The organism is Pedobacter soli (genome assembly GCF_900101435.1).
Taxonomy (GTDB): domain Bacteria; phylum Bacteroidota; class Bacteroidia; order Sphingobacteriales; family Sphingobacteriaceae; genus Pedobacter; species Pedobacter soli.
Map to the genome: position 1 here is coordinate 126,721 of NZ_FMZH01000009.1, position 19,043 is coordinate 145,763.

The window sequence follows — 19,043 nt, forward strand, 5'->3', positions numbered from 1 at the left end:
ACCTCGCAGGTTTGAAAAACCTACGAGGTTTCTATTTACCAATCCAGCTTCAAAAGCGAAACTCCTTGTCTGGGTAATAAAATCCCTATCTCCTTTAAATTGCTTCGTTTAGTTGGTTTCCCAACCATTTTAAGCTGACCGGCTTTCTCCAATGTTGCAATCTGTTTTGAGTCGGGATTTTGTGGAGAACCCATTTTTTTCCAGACTTCGTAAGCATTGCTGTTATTCGCATCTATGCGGTATTCGGTCAGGGTAACTGTTTTAACTGGTAAATTGTTGAGTGTAACCCTTACCGAATCGGCAGTGCCTGTTTTGTCTTCGTCGTGGTAATTCCACACCAATACCGTAGCCGATTGGTCTGCTTTGGCAGCCAGTGCACCAATATCGGTTTGTGGCTTTCTGATGCTCGAATCGAGTACAGGTCTCAGGGCATACATGCGGTTACTTTTTGCCTCCACCCGGTTGCCTTTCATCATGCCAAACATCCTGAAAACATTGAGCACTGGTTTATCTACTCCATTGGTGGCCAAATCTCTAAAACCTGCAAACCAGGGTTGGTTTTCAAATTCGAACGACCAGGTTACGGCACCTAGGAGGTTAACCTGATAGAGATCTGTAAGTGCGTACAGGCGGGCAAAAGATGCTGCAGTATAACTTGAGTACATGGTGCCATTGCGGTAGGCATTTTCGGGATTGGTAGCCATGCCACAGGCTGCACAGCCCTCAGGGTCCGATTCGCCGATAATAACCGGGATGTTTTTAAGTTGCGGGTATTTGGTAATTACCTTAAAGTTCGATTCCATATTGCGCAGTTGCGCTCTGATATCCATCACTACCGTACCGTTTACTATCCGTGGCGAGCCTTTTGCATGAAAAAGAACCGCATCCAAAGGCGAGCCGATTTTTCCGCTCACATAATTGGTATCACTTAAGCAATGCTTAATAAAGGCATCGAGGTATTTAGCAGCTCCTCCGGTAACATTTGCACCGCCTATTCTGGCAGTTGGCAGGGCACGTTTCAATCCATCGGCCGCATAATCATAAAGTTTAAAAAACTCTGCCTGCGTGCCTTTCCAGTAGGCGCCATCCGGCTCGTTCCAAACCTCCCAGTACCAGCTTTCTACTTCGGCTTTACCGTAACGGGCTACGCAGTGTTTTACCCATTCGTAAACCAGGTTACCCCATTTCTGATAGTCTTTGGGTGGGTAGGCCCATCCGGTTTCAATTACACTGTATTTTGCCCCGGGTTTCCATTGGTGCTGGTACGGAATAGGGTGGGTTGATAAGGCCTCGGGCATAAAACCAATTTGCGCAAGCGGTTTCATACCACGTTTTACATAAGTATCGAAAATCTGGTCAACAATTTTCCAATTATATACCGGATTGCCTTTTGCATCTTCGGTGTAGGCATTGGTTGAGCCCCATTTCAGTGCCGGCGTACCATCGCCAGAAGTAAGTAAGTTATGTGCCCTCACATAAACCGGTACCGGACTGAGTTTCGAAATTTCGGTAAGCAATTTTTGGCCATCTTTCATGTAGGTGTAATTGGGCTCATCGTAACCAAACCAGGCCCAGATAGGTTTCATTGGAGCAATATTCTGGTCGAAATTTACTTCAATAGCAGCTTTTGATTGAGCCTGCGTTAGGTGTGTAAAAGCAATCAAGCTAAAGAGCAGGAGATAGCTATTTTTTAATATTTTCATGTTAAGTTTTTTATTTTAAATCTGTCCGTAGAGTTCCGAAGGGCTCTACGGACTATTAATGGAAAAGAGTCTCCGACTCGTTCTTGTTACCCCTTGGTTGGTGGCCCACCAACCAGGTAGAATAAAACTTCCGAAGTTTTGCCAGGCCACTGGATCTGTTAAACTTCGGAAGTATAACGCAGCCTAAGGCTGCTCGTAAACTTCAGCTTCAATAATACTTAAACCACCTTTCTGCTTGATTTCTGCGCGGCTTACCCCATCATCCAGTTTTTTGCCGTTCATTTCTACACCAACCACCGCATTTTCTTTTTCTTTGCCAGAGCCCAGCAATTGTATGGTTACGGTTTTTCCCTTGGTGGGTTTGCAGGTAGCGGTAAAATAACCCAAACTGGTTTTGCTTTCGCCGTTAAACACCTCTTTACCATCAACACTGATGCGTAGCGGATAGGTTTTAGACCGGAAACCATTTAATTTTAAAGCAACCTGGCTTACTGTACTTGCTTTTTCGAGCGTATATTTAATCCAGGCAGTATTCATTTTTCCATCGTTAACCCAGTCGCTCAGCTCATTGTCGTCATAGCTCAATTGGGCTTTATCATTGTTGGCACCAGCTTCTGCCGAAATAATTTTAATGCTTTTACGCTGTGCTGTAAATGAAGCACCTTTCGGTGTTTCACCTTTACTCAGGTTAGATTTTAGTCCATCGGCCGGAAAGCTTTTAGATAAACCATCTGCTACCTGTACAGGTATTGTAGCCAAGCCAATTGAAGCAGGTTTTAAGCCATCAGCTTTGGCATTCAGGGTAATTTGACCTGCCTGCGTTAGCGAACGGATTAACACCCGGTTTACGCCGCCTTCAACGGGTAAAATTTTCGATAAAATGTAATTGTCAGGACCTTGTGCCAATCCGCCACGCCATTCAGCCGGACCACTTAGTTCGAAATTAATGGTGTTTAAGGCTGTCGGGCACCTGTTGCCATTTTGATCTACTACTTCTACCTGCACCAGCGCTACATCGGCTCCGTCGGCTTTAAAGCCAGCAGGATTTTTCATTGTCGTAAGTTTCAGTGAGGCCGGTGCTCCGCTGGTTTTTAACTGGGTTTCTGCCAGTTTTTTACCAGTGGAGGTATAAGATACGGCTTTTAAGATGCCTTCCTTATAAGCAATTTGGTTAAAAGTGAATAGGAATCCATCACTTTTCTGGCCAAAACCCAGCGATTTGTTGTTGAGGATCAACTCTACTTTATCGCCTGCACTCACCACGTAGATGTTCTTTTTAATTCCTTTTTGGTAATTCCAGTGACCCATAATATAGATACCTTCTTTATTGGCATCTACCCAGCCATCCCACATTACTTTGTGTGCAAAAAAGCCATCTTTGGGTATGCGCATAGCATCTACCTCACCACTGCGCCTGTAATTTTCTTCGCCCCTGTGGTGGGTATTCGAGTCAGAAAATATGATATTTACCCCGCCAGAGCTTACTCGGGTTCCGGTACCCGGCCTTTCCTGGTAATATTCGTTCCAGCGGATTACATCTTCAATGGCATGGCTGTCCATATTGCGGTTATAATCACTGGCATCGGCACCTTTGTACTGCGGACCTGCTCCATTTTTATGATAGGGTGGCGAAAATTCGTCCCAGTACTTGCGCAGCGCTTCATCTCGCGAGTACTCCATCGACCAGAGTGGTTTGGTTGCACTTTTATTGATGTAAAGCATTTCTCCACCGTATTCCGCTTCCGGTATATCGAGCATTTCCCGCGATCCGATGGCACGGTTACCATAAGGGTCGTAGGTATCACGAATAGCTTTCATTTCTTTCATGTGTTCGGCACTGATTGATTCGTTACCGCATTCGTAAAACAAGATGCTGGGATTGTTGCGGTTATAAATAATGGCGTCGCGCATCACGGCTTTTCTTTGGTCCCAGCGTGTGCCCGTTACATCTTTTTCCGAGTCGCCTGCAGGCATAGCCTGAATCAGACCTACACGGTCGCACGATTCGATATCCTGTTTCCAGGGAGTAATGTGCATCCAGCGAACCAGGTTGGCATTACTTTTTACCATCAGTTGATTGCTGTAATCGCTTAGCCAGGCCGGTACGGATAAACCAATTGCAGGCCACTCGTTACTGCTGCGTTGCGCGTAACCTTTCATCATCAATACACGGTCGTTTAAATAAACCATTCCATTTTTAAATTCCGCTTTTCTAAAGCCGGTTTGCGTATTCAGCTCGTCAACCACATTTCCATTTACTTTTAAACGCGAAGTAACGGTGTACAAATAGCCGTAGCCCCAGCTCCAGAAATGAAGTCCACTGACTACCGATTCGGCCTTTAATATTTTGGTTTCGCCGGGGGCAACACTTTGCGGAGCTGCTGCAAAGGTTTTAAGCGTTTTCCCTTCAGCATCTTTTAATACTACCTCGTAAGTGATGGTACTGGCCTCGCTGCTTTCATTTTTAACTTCTGATTGGGAAACGATGTTGGCCGATTTTTGATCGATATTGAAATCTTTGGCATAAATGTAATTGCCGGTAGTTTGCAGCGTGGTATAAAGCGGAAGGGTTTGATAAACTTTGCCGGCAACATGCAGTTTTACATTTTTCGAAATACCGCCATAGTTGGCGTTAAAGTTCCTGTCGTTCCATTGGTAGCCCGAGTTGGTGGCTTTTTCTTTGTAGTTCCAGGCGTTATCAATTTTAACGGCAATTACGTTTTCTTTTTCCGGATCAATTAAATTGCTGATATCAAAGCCGAAAGCCATTACCCCGTTTTCGTGCCGGCCTATAAATTTGCCGTTCAGGTAAAACTCACCAGCCTGTCTGATGCCTTCAAATTCGAGAAATATTTTCTGGCTCTGACTGTTTTTAGGCAGCTTAAAATGTTTGCGGTACCAGGCAATGCCTGTTGAGAGCTCCTCGATTGATTTTTTAAAGGCCTCATCCTCATTCCAGGCATGGGGAAGCGTAATTGATTTCCAGTTTTGATCGTTAAATTCAACAGATTCGGCAGCGGTTGTATCGCCAACGTAAAGCTTCCATCCGGGGTTAAAATTGTAACTTGTTCTAATCGGTGTATTTTGTTGCGCAAAGGCTTGCAGGCAAAACAGGGTAGAAACAATAAGGACAAATAATTTTTTTTGGCTCATTTTTAATTAGGTTACGGCTAAGCTGAATGGTGGTATCAAATAATTGACCTTACATTCGGTTTTGTTTTCTGCCACAGATTTACAGATTATATATCTGCAGCTTTGTAATAATAAATGGTCTGAAATATTTGGTTAAAAGATAATACGATATTAACATATAAAATCCAGCGATCCATCCTGTGCTATCCTGCAAAAAAGGTATTAAAAACGTTACCGGTTTTGTTAATGCAAAGTGCGTAATTAGTGATGTGCTTCCGGTTTTTGATGCAGGACACTACAGGATGATTTATCTGGCAGAATAAGATAATTTCGTTTATCCACCGGCCGCTTTAACTTGATGATATTATCCTGTTTAGCGCATGGTCTAACCAAATTATTTTAGATGCATAGCTTGTAAATTATGCCATTAACCTGATTAAATTATGAGAAGCTCATTAATCATCTCCGCATTTTTAATTATTTTTTGTCTGCAGTCTTTGGCTAAAGTTGGGGCGCCGATCAGTCCGCTTGTGGCACCAGGAACTATCTCTGCTAATTCGGCCACATTGGTTTGGAATAAACCGGAAGTATATTCGGATGTGGTTCGCTATCACGTTATCTTAAATGGCAAAGAGATTGGCATTTCGGCAAAAACGAATTATACCTTAAAAAACCTAAGCCCTTTAAAGACCTATACTTGCAGCATTAAAGCCGAAAACAAACTGGGAGAATTATCTGCCGGCAGTACAACATTAAAATTTACGACTAAAGCCAGCGGGAAAATTTTAACAGTAACCGAATTTGGAGCAAAAGGCGATGGTACAACTGTAAATACGGTAAGCATTCAAAAAGCAATTGATGCCTGTCCTAAAGGCGGTACTGTACGCATCCCCAAAGGAATATTTGTAAGCGGGGCATTGTTTTTGAAAAGTAACATGACCCTTGAAATTGCTAAAGATGGTGTATTGAAAGGTAGCGGCGATACGGCTGATTATATGCCGTTTATTAACAATCGTTTTGAAGGTTGGGAAATGAAAACTTATGCCAGTTTACTTAATGCGGGGGTAATGAACAACAAAGGTGGTTTTGCTGTAGAGCAGCTGGCTATAAAAGGCGAGGGTACCATTAGCGGGGGTGGGGGGGCTTTGGGTAAGGCCATGATCGATCAAAATGGTATAAGAAGCCGCGGACGTTTAATTTGCCTGATGAACTGCAAAGACGTGGAAATTCAAGGATTAACGATAAAAGATTCGCCCTGTTGGACGATTCATTACATTTACAGCAAGGGGATAAGCTGCCATGATTTAAACATTAGCAGTACCGCGCGTAATGGTGATGGCTTAGATCCCGATTCATCTGATGATAGCTATATTTTTAACTGCACTTTTTCAACAGGTGATGATTGTATCGCCATTAAATCGGGTAAAAACCCGGAAGGATATACCATCGGAAAGCCTACCCGAAATGTAAACATCAGCAATTGTGTGTTTACCAGAGGACATGGTATCTCTATCGGCAGCGAAATGTCGGGCGGGGTGAGCGATGTCTTGGTGCAGGATTGTACCGCGGGAGCCTTGTTGCATGGTATGCAGATTAAGGGCACTAAAGATCGGGGTGGCTACGTTAAAAATGTAACTGTTGCCGATTGCCAGTTACTTAAAATAACCATTTTCTCAGCAGTAAACTACAATAACGATGGGGCTGCAGCACCTGAGCCTCCTGTTTTCGAAAATTTTGTATTCCGCAACATCGATCTTTCCAAAGCGCCAACAAAAGAGCCCGTAATCAATATCAATGGTTTTAAAGCTGAAGGGCATAAACTTAAAAACGTGGTGTTTGATGGGGTTAAACTTCCAGCCAGTGCAGAAATAAAGGTAAATGATGCGCTAAATGTGAAATTTAAAGGTATGATTATCGATAATGGCACTACACCCAAATATGTGGTTCAGGATAGCGAGAATGTACAGCACCAGGCCAAATAATTCAATTTTTTTGCAGTTTGTCCAACATAAAAATGGGGTTTAACCGAAATATCTTGTTTCGGTTAAACCCCATTTACGATTAGCTTGTTTGTAGGTTAAGTTCTGAAATTTATCAACTTACCAACCTGGATTTTGCATAGCCTGTTTTTGCGCAGGTGATAATGCTTCTCCATTAATCTTTAATACATCCAGGAAACTTTGCGGTATTGGTCGCAGATAATGTTTGCTTTCTATGGGTTTAGCCTCCAGATTAAATGCAGCTGTACGGGCTACGAGTGTTTTAGTGCGCGCCAGGTCTTCCCATCGCATTAGCTCTCCTATTAACTCCCTTGAGCGTTCATCCAGAATAAAAGCAGTAAATTTATCTGCATTAGAACTTGCTCCCACTTTATCATAAAAGTCTCTTGTGGAATTAAAAATATCAGCTTCACTGTTTAAATGCATCGAACTTAAAGTGTTCACCGTAGTAACGGGTATATTATTCGATTCGAAATAAGTGTTTTTATCAGAATACGAAACCGCGGTGGTGGTTACGGCAGGGTTGGTTTTATAGGCAACCCCACCATCTATGTATGCAGAGCGGTCTTCTCCTTCCTTATAGGCAGCGCGATCGCGTACACTGTTCAGATAGGGGATAGCTTGTGCATATTGTCCCATCCGGCCGTAGGCTTCAGCAGCAATTAAATAAGTCTCGGCAAGACGTGCCAGGATACCATCGCGCTGGCCAAATTGTGAGGCAACCAGGTTTCTCGAGCCGTCCATGAATTTGGATAAGGCCACATATTGTCCAACACTGTAATTACCATGTGTATTTAAGTAGCTTTGTGGCTGACCGGCAAAATACCTGACAAACATAGTTGGTTTACGGCGTGCAATATCAGTTGGCAAAGCCGGATCGGCACCTGCAACTATCGGGGTATAGCGGGTATCGCCAGCATTGTTAACAATGTACAAAATTGCTTCCTCGCCTACGCCAAATTTCGCCTGACCTTCCTGCGCAGGTGTTGGAGCACTGCCTTTAACCCATTTTGGGAGGCTGGCTGCGTTATTGGCAATATATCGGGTTTTGAAGCTTTTCCAGAATCTTGAATCATTTACACGGTCAAATACATCCAGCGCATAGTCGGTTGACCGCATTCTTTGAAATTCACGTCCGCCTGCAATATCGCGGATCATGCCAGGCAGGGTTTGGTAAATAGATGGATAATATAAGTGCACCTGATTGCCGTATCTTCCCTGCGTTGCAGTGTTATTCGAAAACTGAGCTGCGAGAATCACTTCCCTGTTGGTTTCATTTGCACCATCCACAGTGGTAAAGTTCCACAAATCGCTAAAGTTGGTTGCCAAACTGTGTTGGCCGCTAGTGATCACCAAATCGGCATATTTAACCGCATTTTGCAAATCAGCAGTTTTGGTGTCGGTATTCCAGTCGTTGTTAATTTCGCTGGCGCGGAACAGGTAAGCTTTGGCTAAAAAGTGCGCAGCAGCCCATTTGGTAATTCTTCCCCGCTCGGTAACCGTAGCCGGAAGGAGGTTGTAAGCCTGGGTAAAATCCTGAATTACCTGCTCATACACTTCCTTTGCCGAGTTGCGCGTAAATTCATCTTTAATGGTTTCCAGTGATTCGAGCTGTAAGGGCACTCCTCCAAATTGTTTTACCAGTTTAAAGTAATCGAAGGCACGCATAAAATACCCTTCTCCCAACCGGATGTTTTTATTGGCGCCGGTGTAGTAAAGCGGTACATTTTTTATAACAATATTGGCTGAGTTTATATTGGTGTACATGTTGTCAAAAACGGCCTGTACATCCGAATTAAAGGGTGTTAAAGTGCCATCGTAAGAGTTCCACATTTGTTCTGTTCTGTCGCCACCCACAGTAAATTCATCAACTCCGTAATTGGTGGTGGTATAGGCCCAGGTATAGTTGAAATGAAATTTTAAGCTTTGGTACATGCCAATAACCAGGCCATCCAATCCTTCAGTTTTTTGGAAATCGGATGTGTTGCGGGAGTTAATCACTTCTTCATCCAGAAAACTTTTTTTGCAGGAAGTGGGAAGTATCATCAAGCTACCCAACAATGCTACTGCTGATATTAAATTTATAATCTTTTTCATAATCAATTTTATTTCGCTCCGTTAAAAGCTTGCGTTAATGCCAAATACCACACCTCTGTTAAAAGTAGATCCGCCCAGATCAGGGTCGATCCATTTTATCTTCGAGTAAATTAAACCAGGATTAATCATCTGTGCATAAATCCGCAATCTGGATAGTGTAAGCTTCTTAACCAGGTCTGCTGAGAAATTATAGCCTAATGAAATATTTCTTACCTTGATAAAGGAACCATCCTGGTAGTTCATCGAACTTTTAAACGGATCACCAGCTGCACTACCATAATTAGGTGCAGGATAATCGTTAGTTGGGTTGGTTGGTGTCCAATAATCGAGAACACGTTGTGCAAAACGTCCTTGTAACGATTCAGCGCCGGTTTCAATCAGGAAATTATAACGGGCCACAATAAAAACAGATAAATCAAAGCCTTTATAACCGAATGTGTTGGTTAATCCGCCTGTCCAGCTCGGGTTATAATGTCCAATTACCTGACGGTCGTTATTGGGATCGATTTTATTGTCGCCGTTTAAATCTTTAACTTTAATACTTCCAACTTTGAAAGTGCCCCCGTTTGCATTAAACTTATCCATCAGGATTTTATCTTCGGGTGTGTCCTGCCAGATGCCCTCTTTTACATAATCGTAAGCAACACCATTCCGTTGCCCTATAAAGAAACGGTCAAGTACCATATTGCCGCCGTTTAAAGCCAGAATTTCGTCTTTACTTACCGAGAAATTTAAAGTTGATTCCCAGCTAAAATCGCGTGTTTTTATATTAATTGTATTCAGCGTTAAGTCGATTCCTTTGTTTTTCGTCGATCCGATATTATCAAAAGAAGTAGGATAACCGTTGATAATTGGGATGTTTTTTTGTAAAATTAAATCGGTGGTTTTAGATTTGTATACATCCAATGAGCCGCCAATACGTCCGTTAAATAAATCGAAATCCACACCTAAATTGTATTGCAAGGTTTTTTCCCAGCTTAATAGTTTATTCGGAAAGGAAATGGGATTGGCAAGCGATGCATCTGATGCCACATATCCAATTTGTGCAGAACTGCCAAAAGTATAGGTTAGCGGTTGTAAAAGACCCAATGTGCTGCCAATATCAACAGCTGAATTACCCGTACTACCTACGCCCAGCCTAAGTTTTAACTGATTGATCCATTTAATGTTTTTCAGGAACTCCTCCTGATCTAAGCGCCAGGCCAGTGCTGCTGAGGGGAAAAAATCCCACTTATTGCCTTCGGCCAGTTGAGAGGCACCGTCCCAACGCATAGAAGCAGTTAACAGATATTTGTTATCGAAACTATAGTTTACCCTGGCCATGTACGATGCCAAAGTAGATTTCCTTAAATCGGTGTCAAATCCATCCAGGGCAGTAATGCTTCCTGCCCTTAAACCATACCAAAGCGGCGCAATTAAATTAATTCTGCTTCCGGTTAACGAAGATGATTCATCTCTGTAGGATGAAGAACTCTGCAATAGTGTAGCGCCAAAATTATGTTTGCCAATGGTTTTATCGTAGTAAATTAAATGATCGAGTGTGTAGGCAAATTTGTTGCTCTGGTTTAATTGTGCATAATTGTTAACTGAGCCTGGTATGCCTGCATCACGATTTACCGATTTGGCATCCTGATACTTTCCATTGTAAAAATTTGAAAAATCAGGACCGAAATTAATCCGGTATTTTAACCCTTTTAAAAGATTTACCTCTGCAAATACCGAACCCAGGGTTCTGAATGTTTTACGCAGGTTAATATTGTAATCTGCCTCCAAAATGGGGTTTTGGATGTTGATATCGCCACCAGGTAAATTAATCCGGTTGCCATCCTTATCGTAAGGAACTGCCATCGGTAGCATGCCTCTTGCAGCCGCGTATATATTGCCTGCCCCTGAAGCACTTGCCGCAACAAAACCATAGTTTTGCAAGCCATAAGTGGTAGTTAAGTTCAGCCCCATTTTAAACCATTTTACCGGATTAAGCTCAACACTCACTTTACCACTGTACCTTTCGAAATCCTGGCCAAGCTGGGTTCCCTTCTGGTTCAAATAGCCAAACGATCCATAAGCTTTTATTTTGTCGGTACCACCGCTTAGACTCAATATGTGATCTTGTGTAACCCCGGTTCTGGTCACTAAATCCCCCCAATCAGTGGTTGGTACCAGGCTACCATCGTAAACACCATTCACCCAGCCTTTATCAATGTTTTCGAGTACAAAAGGATCACCGGCAAAGGCTATCCGATCCGCTGCCTGGGTGGCTACAGCCGGATATTTCCTGCTGTCGCTTGTAGGTAAAGCTCTTAATGCATCGCGGCGAAACTCGATATATTGTGCCGAATTCATCATCTCCATCCTGTCGTTTAGGGTTTCGATGGTTGCTGTTCCTACATAATCCATGGTTAAACGCCCTGTTTTACCTCTTTTGGTCGTTACCAAAACTACACCATTTGCACCACGCGAACCGTAAATTGCGGTTGCAGATGCATCTTTTAAAATGTCGATGGTTTCAATATCATTGGGGTTAATGGCATCAATTCCACCTGCCTGTAGCGGAATCCCATCTACAACATACAAAGGCGAATTACTCGCTTTCAACGATCTTACCCCTCTGATTAAAATGTTTCCCAATTGGCCCGGACGCTCATTTGAGGTAATATCCACCCCGGCTGCTTTACCTTGAATGGCCTGTAAGGCATTGGCAACTGGTCTCGATCTGATTTCTTCAGCCCCAACACTTACTACTGAGCCTGTTAAATCACTTTTTTTAACCGTATTATAACCAACCACTACTATTTCGTCCAGGTCGTTGGTTGAACTTTTTAGCTGAATGCTCAGGGTAGTTTTTCCGTTAACAGCTACTTCCTGTGTTGTGTAACCAACGTAAGAAACCTCTAAAACCGGATTGCTTACCGTTGAAGGGATCGTAATGGAGAAAGCTCCATTAGCGTCGGTACTGGTTACCAAAGTGGTTCCTTTTACTTTTATACTCACACCCACTAAAGTTTCGCCTTTTTCGTCAACAATTTTGCCTTTAATGGTAGTATCCCATTTGCCAATCGACGTATTAAGATGAATTGATGAGTTGTTAAAAGTATTAACTTTTGCACTAAGTGGTTCAGCAATGTTGAACAAGGTTAGTGCCGACATGCCCGCTATCAGGAATTTCCTGCCGGAAGGGCCTCGCTGACGCTGTTGGTTTTCTGGATAAAAATTAAGATCCATAATTAAATTGGTTTTATAAATATTTGGTTACTTAGCCGGATAACGCGTTTTATGAAACAGGTTACCCGTTTTCAAGAGCTTATTTAGAAAACACTGCTGGTTAACCTTGCCCGATTAGCCGCTGGTTTGTAAATGAAGAATGTTGTTAGTTATTAATTTAGTATTGAAGTTTTTACAAATAAATGTGCCGGAACTACCTTAAAGAAGCGTTATACCGACGTGTATTTGTGTGGGTGTTGGTTGTACAGAAGTTATTGTTTTTGTTGCTCATATTGGTTTAATATTTAATGGAGAAGTATTCTAACGTAACTGAAGAAATATTTCTGCAAAAGATTATACTTGGTTATACGAGGGTAGTGCTTTTATTTGGCTAATCTGTCCTGTTCCATCCTGCAAAAGCTGAAGGATTGAGGACGGAAGCAAATAGAGTGAAGAAGGGTAAAAAAAATAAGGGCATACTATCCGGTACTGCCCTTACTATCATTAACTAAAATTAAAATCACGCTGGTAGCTCCTAACTTCTACCACCGGTTTACTATTTGAAAGCGGTTAAGCCACTTTCGAGAAACTTTTTATAATTGGCCACTTCGTAATCTGCTCCCTGTGGCTGTGCCAGCAAGGTCTCGGTTTTCGGATCGAGCAGTACATAAAACGGCTGCGAATTAGACTGGAATTTTCTGGCCTGTAAATCGCTCCATTTTTTGCCAATGGTATTTAACTTTTTCCCTTCTGGGGTAGTTACCACATCAGCAGGTGCCAGTTCCGATTTATCATCTACATACAATTGGATCAGGATGTAATCTTCACTAATCATTTTTAAAATATCGCGATCAGGCCAAACGTTTGCTTCCATTTTTCTGCAGTTCACACAGGCATGTCCGGTAAAATCAATCAGCACTGGCTTGTTCAGCTTTTTAGCTTGTGCCAAACCTTCTTCATAATCGAAATAAGCATTGAGTTTTAAAGGCGCGTGAAATTTATCGGCATATTTGTGCGGACCGTCATTTGCAGCTGATTTTCCAGCCAGTAAACCGGAAGTGTACAAATCAAAATCCTGCGTTTCCTGAGGTGGCAAAAAGGCCGAAACACTACGTAACGGAGCACCCCACATTCCTGGAATTAAATAAACGGTAAAGGCCAGTACAATAGTTGCAAGGAAAAGCCGCGGTACCGAAATGAAATTTAAAGGGCTATCGTGCGAAAATTTAAGCTTACCCAGAAGGTAAATGCCCATCATACCGAAAATAACAATCCATAAGGCTAAAAATATTTCACGGTCGAACCATTCCCAGTGGTAAGCCAAATCTACGTTACTTAAAAATTTGAGCGCAAAGGCCAGTTCGAGGAAACCTAAAACTACTTTTACACTGTTTAACCATCCACCAGATTTGGGTAGCTTTTGCATGGCCGATGGAAACAAAGCAAATAAGGCGAAAGGAATCGCGAGAGCCAGGGAGAAACCAAACATGCCTATTGCTGGTCCTAACAAGGCACCTGTGGTTGCCGCTTGTACCAGTAATGTGCCTATAATAGGGCCGGTACAAGAGAAAGAAACCAGGGCCAGTGTACCAGCCATAAAAAATAATCCGGCTACACCACCTTTATCCGAGTTGGCATCCATTTTATTTACCCAGCTCGATGGCAGTGTAATTTCGAAAGCACCTAAAAACGATGCAGCGAACACTACCAGCAGCAGAAAGAAAAAGAAATTAAAAATACCGTTTGTAGAAAGGTTGTTCAATGCATCGGCACCAAAAATTACGGTAACCAACAGCCCCAATACTACATAAATCAGAATAATGAAAAAGCCATACAGTGCTGCCCGCCCAAAAGCCTTTCCTTTTTCTGATCCTTTGGTGAAAAAACTCACCGTTAAAGGCAACATGGGGAAAATGCAGGGCATCAGCAAGGCCGCCAATCCACCGGCAAAACCTGCTATAAAAATACCCCAAAGGGTTTTCTGAGCTTCGGGTGCAGGGGTTTCTTTTTTTGCAGCAACTGCAGGCGAACTATCTGCAACTTTGCCAATTGTTTCGGTAGCTTTAACTGCGGTATCGGTAGTTTCGGGCTTAATTTCTGTAAAAGTCAGGTCGTCGGTACTCGTGCTGTCCTGTGCATATCCGGTTAAGGATATGGCACAGAAAAGCAATAATCCGAGAGAGATTTTTTTAAAGGATATCATCTGCTTGCACTTATTTTACAGGAACACTGAAATCTACTTGCTCTGGAGGCAAACACTGTTTGTCGTCGCAAACCATAAACTCTACGCTACCTTTTACTACAGCATTTTTGCCGGTTAACTTAACTTTTTGCTGAAAAACGACTGAGTTTTCAAAATAGCTAACATCCATTTTAAAAGTGGCTTCATATTTCGTAACCGGTTTAGGTTCGATGGTTTTGCCAATTAAAGTAAAATCTTTAGCAGCAGGGAAGGTAAAAGTGGTTTTAACAGGTCCGCCGTCTTTAACAAATTGCGAGTACAGGTGCCAGCCACGATCGATAGTGGCTTTAATAAATACAGTAGCCGTAGTTGGGCTTGTTTTTTTAGCTGCGTAGCTCCAGGTTACAGGTTTTAAAATCTGGCTGTAACTGCTTAAACTGATTAAGCAAACGAAACAGCATAAAAAGGCGGTTTTTTTCATTTGGTTGTTTTGGTTTAATATTGAATTAAGGTTGTTGATTTGACCGGAAATTGATCAGCCTGCTTACTGACCGTTTAATCTGCTGAAAGCCTGGTAATCGATAAAATCGACAGCAGGCGTAACGTAGCCTGTTTTTGCTGGTTCTTCACGCATTAAATCGGTGCTCAGATATTTCTTGTTGCTATCCGAAAATATGGTTACCACACAGCTGTCTGTACCCATTTCCTGTTGTTTTTTAATGGCTCCAATTACATTTGCACCTGATGAGATCCCAACAGCAAGCCCTAGCTTTTGAGCAAGTTTTTGCGCCATCAGGATAGCATCTCCATCGTTTACTTGTACGATATCATCAAGCTGGTTGAGCTTAACAATTTCAGGGATAAATTCATCGGAAATGCCCTGAATTCTGTGGCTGCCTACTTTATATCCGGTAGTTAATGTTGGCGATTCGGCTGGTTCAAGCGGGTGGATTTTTACAGTTGCTTTTTGCTTTTTAAGGAAATTTCCAACGCCCATGATGGTACCGCCAGTACCTACACCAGCTACAAAGGCATCTGGACATAAACTTTTTAGCTGCAGTTGCTCCCAGATTTCTTTACCTGTGGTATATTCATGCGCTTCAGGGTTGGCTATATTTTCGAATTGTTTAGGTAAAAATACATTTGGGTTATTGGCTGCCATGTATTCGGCAAGTTTAATGCTGCCAATAAAGCCACCTTCTTCTTTGCTTACCAGAATAATTTCGGCGCCGAGACTTTTAATAATGTCCATGCGCTCTTTGCTTAACCAGTTAGGCATAATAATGGTAACCGGATGGCCCAGAGCTTTACCTATTGCGGCAAAGGCAATTCCGGTATTACCGCTGGTGGCTTCAACTATTTTATCGCCAGGCTTAATTTTACCTTCAGCATAGGCTTTTTTTAAAGTATAAAGTGCCATACGGTCTTTAATGCTGCCCGTTAAGTTGTAGTGCTCGCACTTTACATAAATTTTGCCCGGTTTGCCTTTAAAGCTATAAGCCAGTTCTAACATAGGTGTGTTACCAACTAAAAGCGATAAATGTTCAAATTTTGCGTTCAAAGCTGAGGTCATTTCGTTGGTTGTTAGCGTAGTTGTTGACATATTTTTAAGCCAATTTTAATTGCTTTTGCAATTGATTTTAATTTCGGTAAAACTCTGTATTATAATTTTTTATGTCAATACATGTTGTTTTTTACAGAAATTTTCTGCTTTTTTGGTTAAATTTTAATTTTTATTTCAGTTTTGGATGTTTTTTCAGAGCTGCATTATATTTTTTTTCGATTCAGCATAGCTTATGATACACGGCGATTTAGATCAGGTTGACTTAGAAATATTGAAATTACTGCAACGCGATGCTTCTTTAACGAATAAAGAGGTATCGTTGATGCTGCATAAGTCAATCGCAACCATCCACGAAAGGATCAGGCGATTGAAAGAGCAAGGCTATATCAAAAGGGTAGTGGCCATTCTGGACAGGAAGAAAATTAACCGAAACCTGATCGCCTTTTCGCATGTTTTACTGAAAGAGCATACCGCTAAAACCCTGGTCGAATTTGAAACCGAGGTCTCTAAATTTGGCGAAGTAATGGAATGCCTGCAAATGACAGGGGCACATGATTTTATCCTCCGCATTGCTACTAAAGATATGGATGCTTACCACGAATTTTTAAGGCATAAACTGGCTACCTTACCCAATATTACTACCGTACAGAGTTACTTTGTATTATCAGAACCCAAGAGCGAAACCGCTTATCCGTTGTAGTTTATTGGTTAATGGTTTATAGTCAATAGTTCATAGCCTAATCAGACTGATAACTGAAAATTGCCAACTGCAAACTGCCAACTGAGACCATTGACTATTGATAATTGGTATTTGGTAATTGAATATTGGTCATTGGTTATTGTTTTTTGATTATTGCTAATTGGTTATTTACTAATGCAGAAACTTTGTATTTTGGGGCTATGAAAAACATATATCGGCCATTATTACTTGTTGCATTGCTTTTTAGCGGCTGCTCGCCTAAAATAGGAGCAGGTTCTGCAACAAAAAGTTCAAACCGTTTAAGGGTAATGAGTTATAACATCCATCACTGTAATCCGCCTACCAAAGAAAAAGCGGGTACTATTGATGTAAATGCGATAGCCAAAGCCATTTCAGCGCAGCATCCCGATTTGATTGCCCTGCAGGAAGTTGATGTAAATACCAAACGTTCGGGTAACATCAATCAGGCTGTTTTGCTTGCACAAAAATTAAAAATGAATTTCTATTTCGCAAAAGCCATTGATCATGATGGGGGAGATTATGGTGTAGCCATCCTTTCCCGGTTTCCGCTTTCGGCACAAAAAACGTATAAACTGCCTAAAAATAACAGTGCCCGTGCCGAGCAGCGCGTGCTTGCCATAGCCACTGTAGAAATAGCTAAAGGGAAATTTATCCGCTTTGCGTCTACACATTTAGATGCCGAGCGTGCTGAAGAAAACAGGGTAATGCAGGTGAAAGAAATAGTGAAACTAGCCGCTGCAGAAACTTTGCCATTCCTCATTGCGGGCGATTTAAATGCTGCACCTGGTTCGGAACCTATAAAACTATTCGATGCACCGTTTACGCGGAGCTGCAGCAGTTGTGGCTTTACCATTCCGGTAATTAATCCCAAAACAACGATCGATCACATTGCCTTTAAAAAAGGAAACCCATTTAATGTCATTTATCATGAAGTGGTAAAAGAAAGGTACGCATCCGATCATTTACCCATTCTATCGGTTATTGATTTAAACGATTAATTTTTACAGCATCGTACCGGCAGCTTTTTCATGATCTGGTGAAGCTACCGGAATTATTTAGCTGGCTTTCGTCAAGTAGCTGCAAGAATACCTTTTCTACAGAAAAGCAGGTTAATAATGCTTAATTTTGGTGCTTTTATTAAAATTTGAGCTTTTGCATCCCATTTTCCTTGCCGTTATCGGTGCAATTTTTATTTTTTCAGTGGTTGTGGTTAAACTGTTGCTTTATGGGCGCGATAAGTTTTACCTCAATTTTTTGCTGTCGATGGCCATTGCAGGTATGGCCTGGTATGGCCTGATTTATCTTTTAACCAATTCAGGGCTGATTAAAGATTATCCCTACTTGTTTAATAAAGGATTACCTTTTTATTATACTGTTGCACCATGTTTGTACCTCTATTTTCGGGGTTCTTTGAACAAGGAGCACGCCATTTTTAAGCCATCGCACCTATTCCATTTTCTGATTGCTATTCCCGCAGTCATTTCCATTATCCCCTACAACATGCTGAGTTATGCCGGGCAGCACGAGGTGGTAAGCAGGGTAGTGGCCGATGTGGAATTTGCATTTTCAGACAGCGAATATATTGTAGAGCCCTGGCACTGGTATGCTTTTCCTTTCTCAGCCCTTATTTATACCCTTTTACAGATCAGGCTGGCCTATCGGGCTTCTAAGGTGCCTGGTCAAAACAAGCAAACCATTAACTGGATCTATTTTTTTAGTGCAGTTTGCTTCGTCATTTTTGCGGGTATGCTACTTATTAATGTCTCGATTTTACAAAACAGGAGCCATATCTGGTCTATTTTACATGAAGGATCGATCGTCATATTTTTATGTTGCTGTTTGCTGGTTTTGAGTTTTATGTTTTTTTTTAATCCCGAACTCATTTATGGGTTTACTAAAAAAGCAGTATTAGCTGAGGTAAAAGCACCAACCGATACCTTGCCTGTGGCCGATGAAAAAGCCAGGCCTAAAATTGTGGATACCCACCTGGCTGAACAGGTAACACTAGCGATTAAAGAGCAGGAGCTTTTCAGAAGGCCCGGACTTAACCTGAGCGAGCTGGCTTCGGCATTGGAAATTCAGAACCACAAACTTTCTGAACTTTTCAATAACCATTACCAGCTTAATTTCAGTACCTACATCAATAACTTGCGTATCGAATATATAAAGGCCAGATTAGATCAGGGCGATTGGAAACAGTTCACCCTGGAAGCCATTGCCCTGGATGCAGGTTTCTCTTCGCGCAATACTTTTTTTAATGCTTTTAAGAAAGTGATGCACACTACGCCATCGGCTTACCTTGCTACTTTGAAGGATGAAAAAAGCCTGTAAAATGTAACGGTTTAAGAAATTGATACATCTTCATCGCGGCCAAATACCATTAAAAACAATGGTTTGAGCAAATTTGCCTTGCATTCCTGAAACAGAATAAGGCTTGCGTATA

Annotated in this window: 11 protein-coding genes; 4 read left to right on the forward strand and 7 right to left on the reverse strand. The window is 41.9% G+C overall.

Going from position 1 to position 19,043, the window contains the following annotated elements; all coding sequences use genetic code 11:
• Positions 1-35: 35 nt before the first annotated feature.
• Entirely contained in the window at positions 36-1,703 is a 1,668-nt protein-coding gene (locus BLR37_RS18560) for a GH39 family glycosyl hydrolase (RefSeq protein ID WP_090771196.1), read from the reverse strand.
• Between the two features lie 183 nt (positions 1,704-1,886).
• Positions 1,887-4,856: a glycoside hydrolase family 2 protein gene (locus BLR37_RS18565; protein WP_090771198.1), complete on the reverse strand. Its 2,970-nt coding sequence runs from the start codon at positions 4,854-4,856 to the stop codon at positions 1,887-1,889.
• A gap of 422 nt (positions 4,857-5,278) precedes the next feature.
• Between BLR37_RS18565 and BLR37_RS18570 the strand changes: the two genes are divergently transcribed.
• On the forward strand, positions 5,279-6,817 hold the full coding sequence (locus BLR37_RS18570; protein ID WP_090771200.1) for a glycosyl hydrolase family 28 protein: 1,539 nt from the start codon (positions 5,279-5,281) through the stop codon (positions 6,815-6,817).
• Positions 6,818-6,934: 117 nt separating this feature from the next.
• Here BLR37_RS18570 and BLR37_RS18575 read toward each other — a convergent pair whose 3' ends face one another.
• The 5 genes from BLR37_RS18575 to BLR37_RS18595 form a co-directional block, all read right to left on the reverse strand.
• A complete protein-coding gene (locus tag BLR37_RS18575) occupies positions 6,935-8,932 on the reverse strand; it encodes a RagB/SusD family nutrient uptake outer membrane protein (protein ID WP_090771201.1) in 1,998 nt (665 codons plus the stop codon).
• A 21-nt stretch (positions 8,933-8,953) separates the two neighbouring features.
• On the reverse strand, positions 8,954-12,154 hold the full coding sequence (locus BLR37_RS18580; protein ID WP_208599689.1) for a SusC/RagA family TonB-linked outer membrane protein: 3,201 nt from the start codon (positions 12,152-12,154) through the stop codon (positions 8,954-8,956).
• Positions 12,155-12,689: 535 nt separating this feature from the next.
• Complete coding sequence (locus BLR37_RS18585) at positions 12,690-14,336, reverse strand: protein-disulfide reductase DsbD family protein (protein ID WP_090771203.1); 1,647 nt, start codon at positions 14,334-14,336, stop codon at positions 12,690-12,692.
• A 10-nt stretch (positions 14,337-14,346) separates the two neighbouring features.
• A complete protein-coding gene (locus tag BLR37_RS18590) occupies positions 14,347-14,796 on the reverse strand; it encodes a protein-disulfide reductase DsbD domain-containing protein (RefSeq protein WP_090771205.1) in 450 nt (149 codons plus the stop codon).
• Positions 14,797-14,859: 63 nt separating this feature from the next.
• Positions 14,860-15,918 carry a PLP-dependent cysteine synthase family protein gene (locus BLR37_RS18595; RefSeq protein ID WP_244154696.1) on the reverse strand — a complete coding sequence of 353 codons (1,059 nt, stop codon included), beginning with the start codon at positions 15,916-15,918 and terminating at the stop codon, positions 14,860-14,862.
• Positions 15,919-16,111: 193 nt separating this feature from the next.
• Here BLR37_RS18595 and BLR37_RS18600 point away from each other — a divergent pair, with 193 nt between their 5' ends.
• The 3 genes from BLR37_RS18600 (at position 16,112) to BLR37_RS18610 (ending at position 18,931) form a co-directional block, all read left to right on the forward strand.
• Positions 16,112-16,579: an Lrp/AsnC family transcriptional regulator gene (locus BLR37_RS18600; RefSeq protein ID WP_090771206.1), complete on the forward strand. Its 468-nt coding sequence runs from the start codon at positions 16,112-16,114 to the stop codon at positions 16,577-16,579.
• A 200-nt stretch (positions 16,580-16,779) separates the two neighbouring features.
• Positions 16,780-17,598, forward strand: a complete 819-nt coding sequence (locus BLR37_RS18605; RefSeq protein WP_208599690.1) for an endonuclease/exonuclease/phosphatase family protein — start codon at positions 16,780-16,782, stop codon at positions 17,596-17,598.
• Positions 17,599-17,752: 154 nt separating this feature from the next.
• The gene (locus BLR37_RS18610) at positions 17,753-18,931 is read left to right on the forward strand and encodes a helix-turn-helix domain-containing protein (RefSeq protein ID WP_143009621.1); all 1,179 of its coding nucleotides are present in this window, start codon (positions 17,753-17,755) and stop codon (positions 18,929-18,931) included.
• Positions 18,932-19,043: the final 112 nt, after the last annotated feature.

Bases quoted from the DNA above. Each gene is read 5' to 3' on its own strand.
- BLR37_RS18560 (WP_090771196.1), bottom strand. From the start codon at position 1,703: ATGAAAATATTAAAAAATAGCTATCTCCTGCTCTTTAGCTTGATTGCT.
- BLR37_RS18565 (WP_090771198.1), bottom strand. From the start codon at position 4,856: ATGAGCCAAAAAAAATTATTTGTCCTTATTGTTTCTACCCTGTTTTGC.
- BLR37_RS18570 (WP_090771200.1), top strand. From the start codon at position 5,279: ATGAGAAGCTCATTAATCATCTCCGCATTTTTAATTATTTTTTGTCTG.
- BLR37_RS18575 (WP_090771201.1), bottom strand. From the start codon at position 8,932: ATGAAAAAGATTATAAATTTAATATCAGCAGTAGCATTGTTGGGTAGC.
- BLR37_RS18580 (WP_208599689.1), bottom strand. From the start codon at position 12,154: ATGGATCTTAATTTTTATCCAGAAAACCAACAGCGTCAGCGAGGCCCT.
- BLR37_RS18585 (WP_090771203.1), bottom strand. From the start codon at position 14,336: ATGATATCCTTTAAAAAAATCTCTCTCGGATTATTGCTTTTCTGTGCC.
- BLR37_RS18590 (WP_090771205.1), bottom strand. From the start codon at position 14,796: ATGAAAAAAACCGCCTTTTTATGCTGTTTCGTTTGCTTAATCAGTTTA.
- BLR37_RS18595 (WP_244154696.1), bottom strand. From the start codon at position 15,918: ATGTCAACAACTACGCTAACAACCAACGAAATGACCTCAGCTTTGAAC.
- BLR37_RS18600 (WP_090771206.1), top strand. From the start codon at position 16,112: ATGATACACGGCGATTTAGATCAGGTTGACTTAGAAATATTGAAATTA.
- BLR37_RS18605 (WP_208599690.1), top strand. From the start codon at position 16,780: ATGAAAAACATATATCGGCCATTATTACTTGTTGCATTGCTTTTTAGC.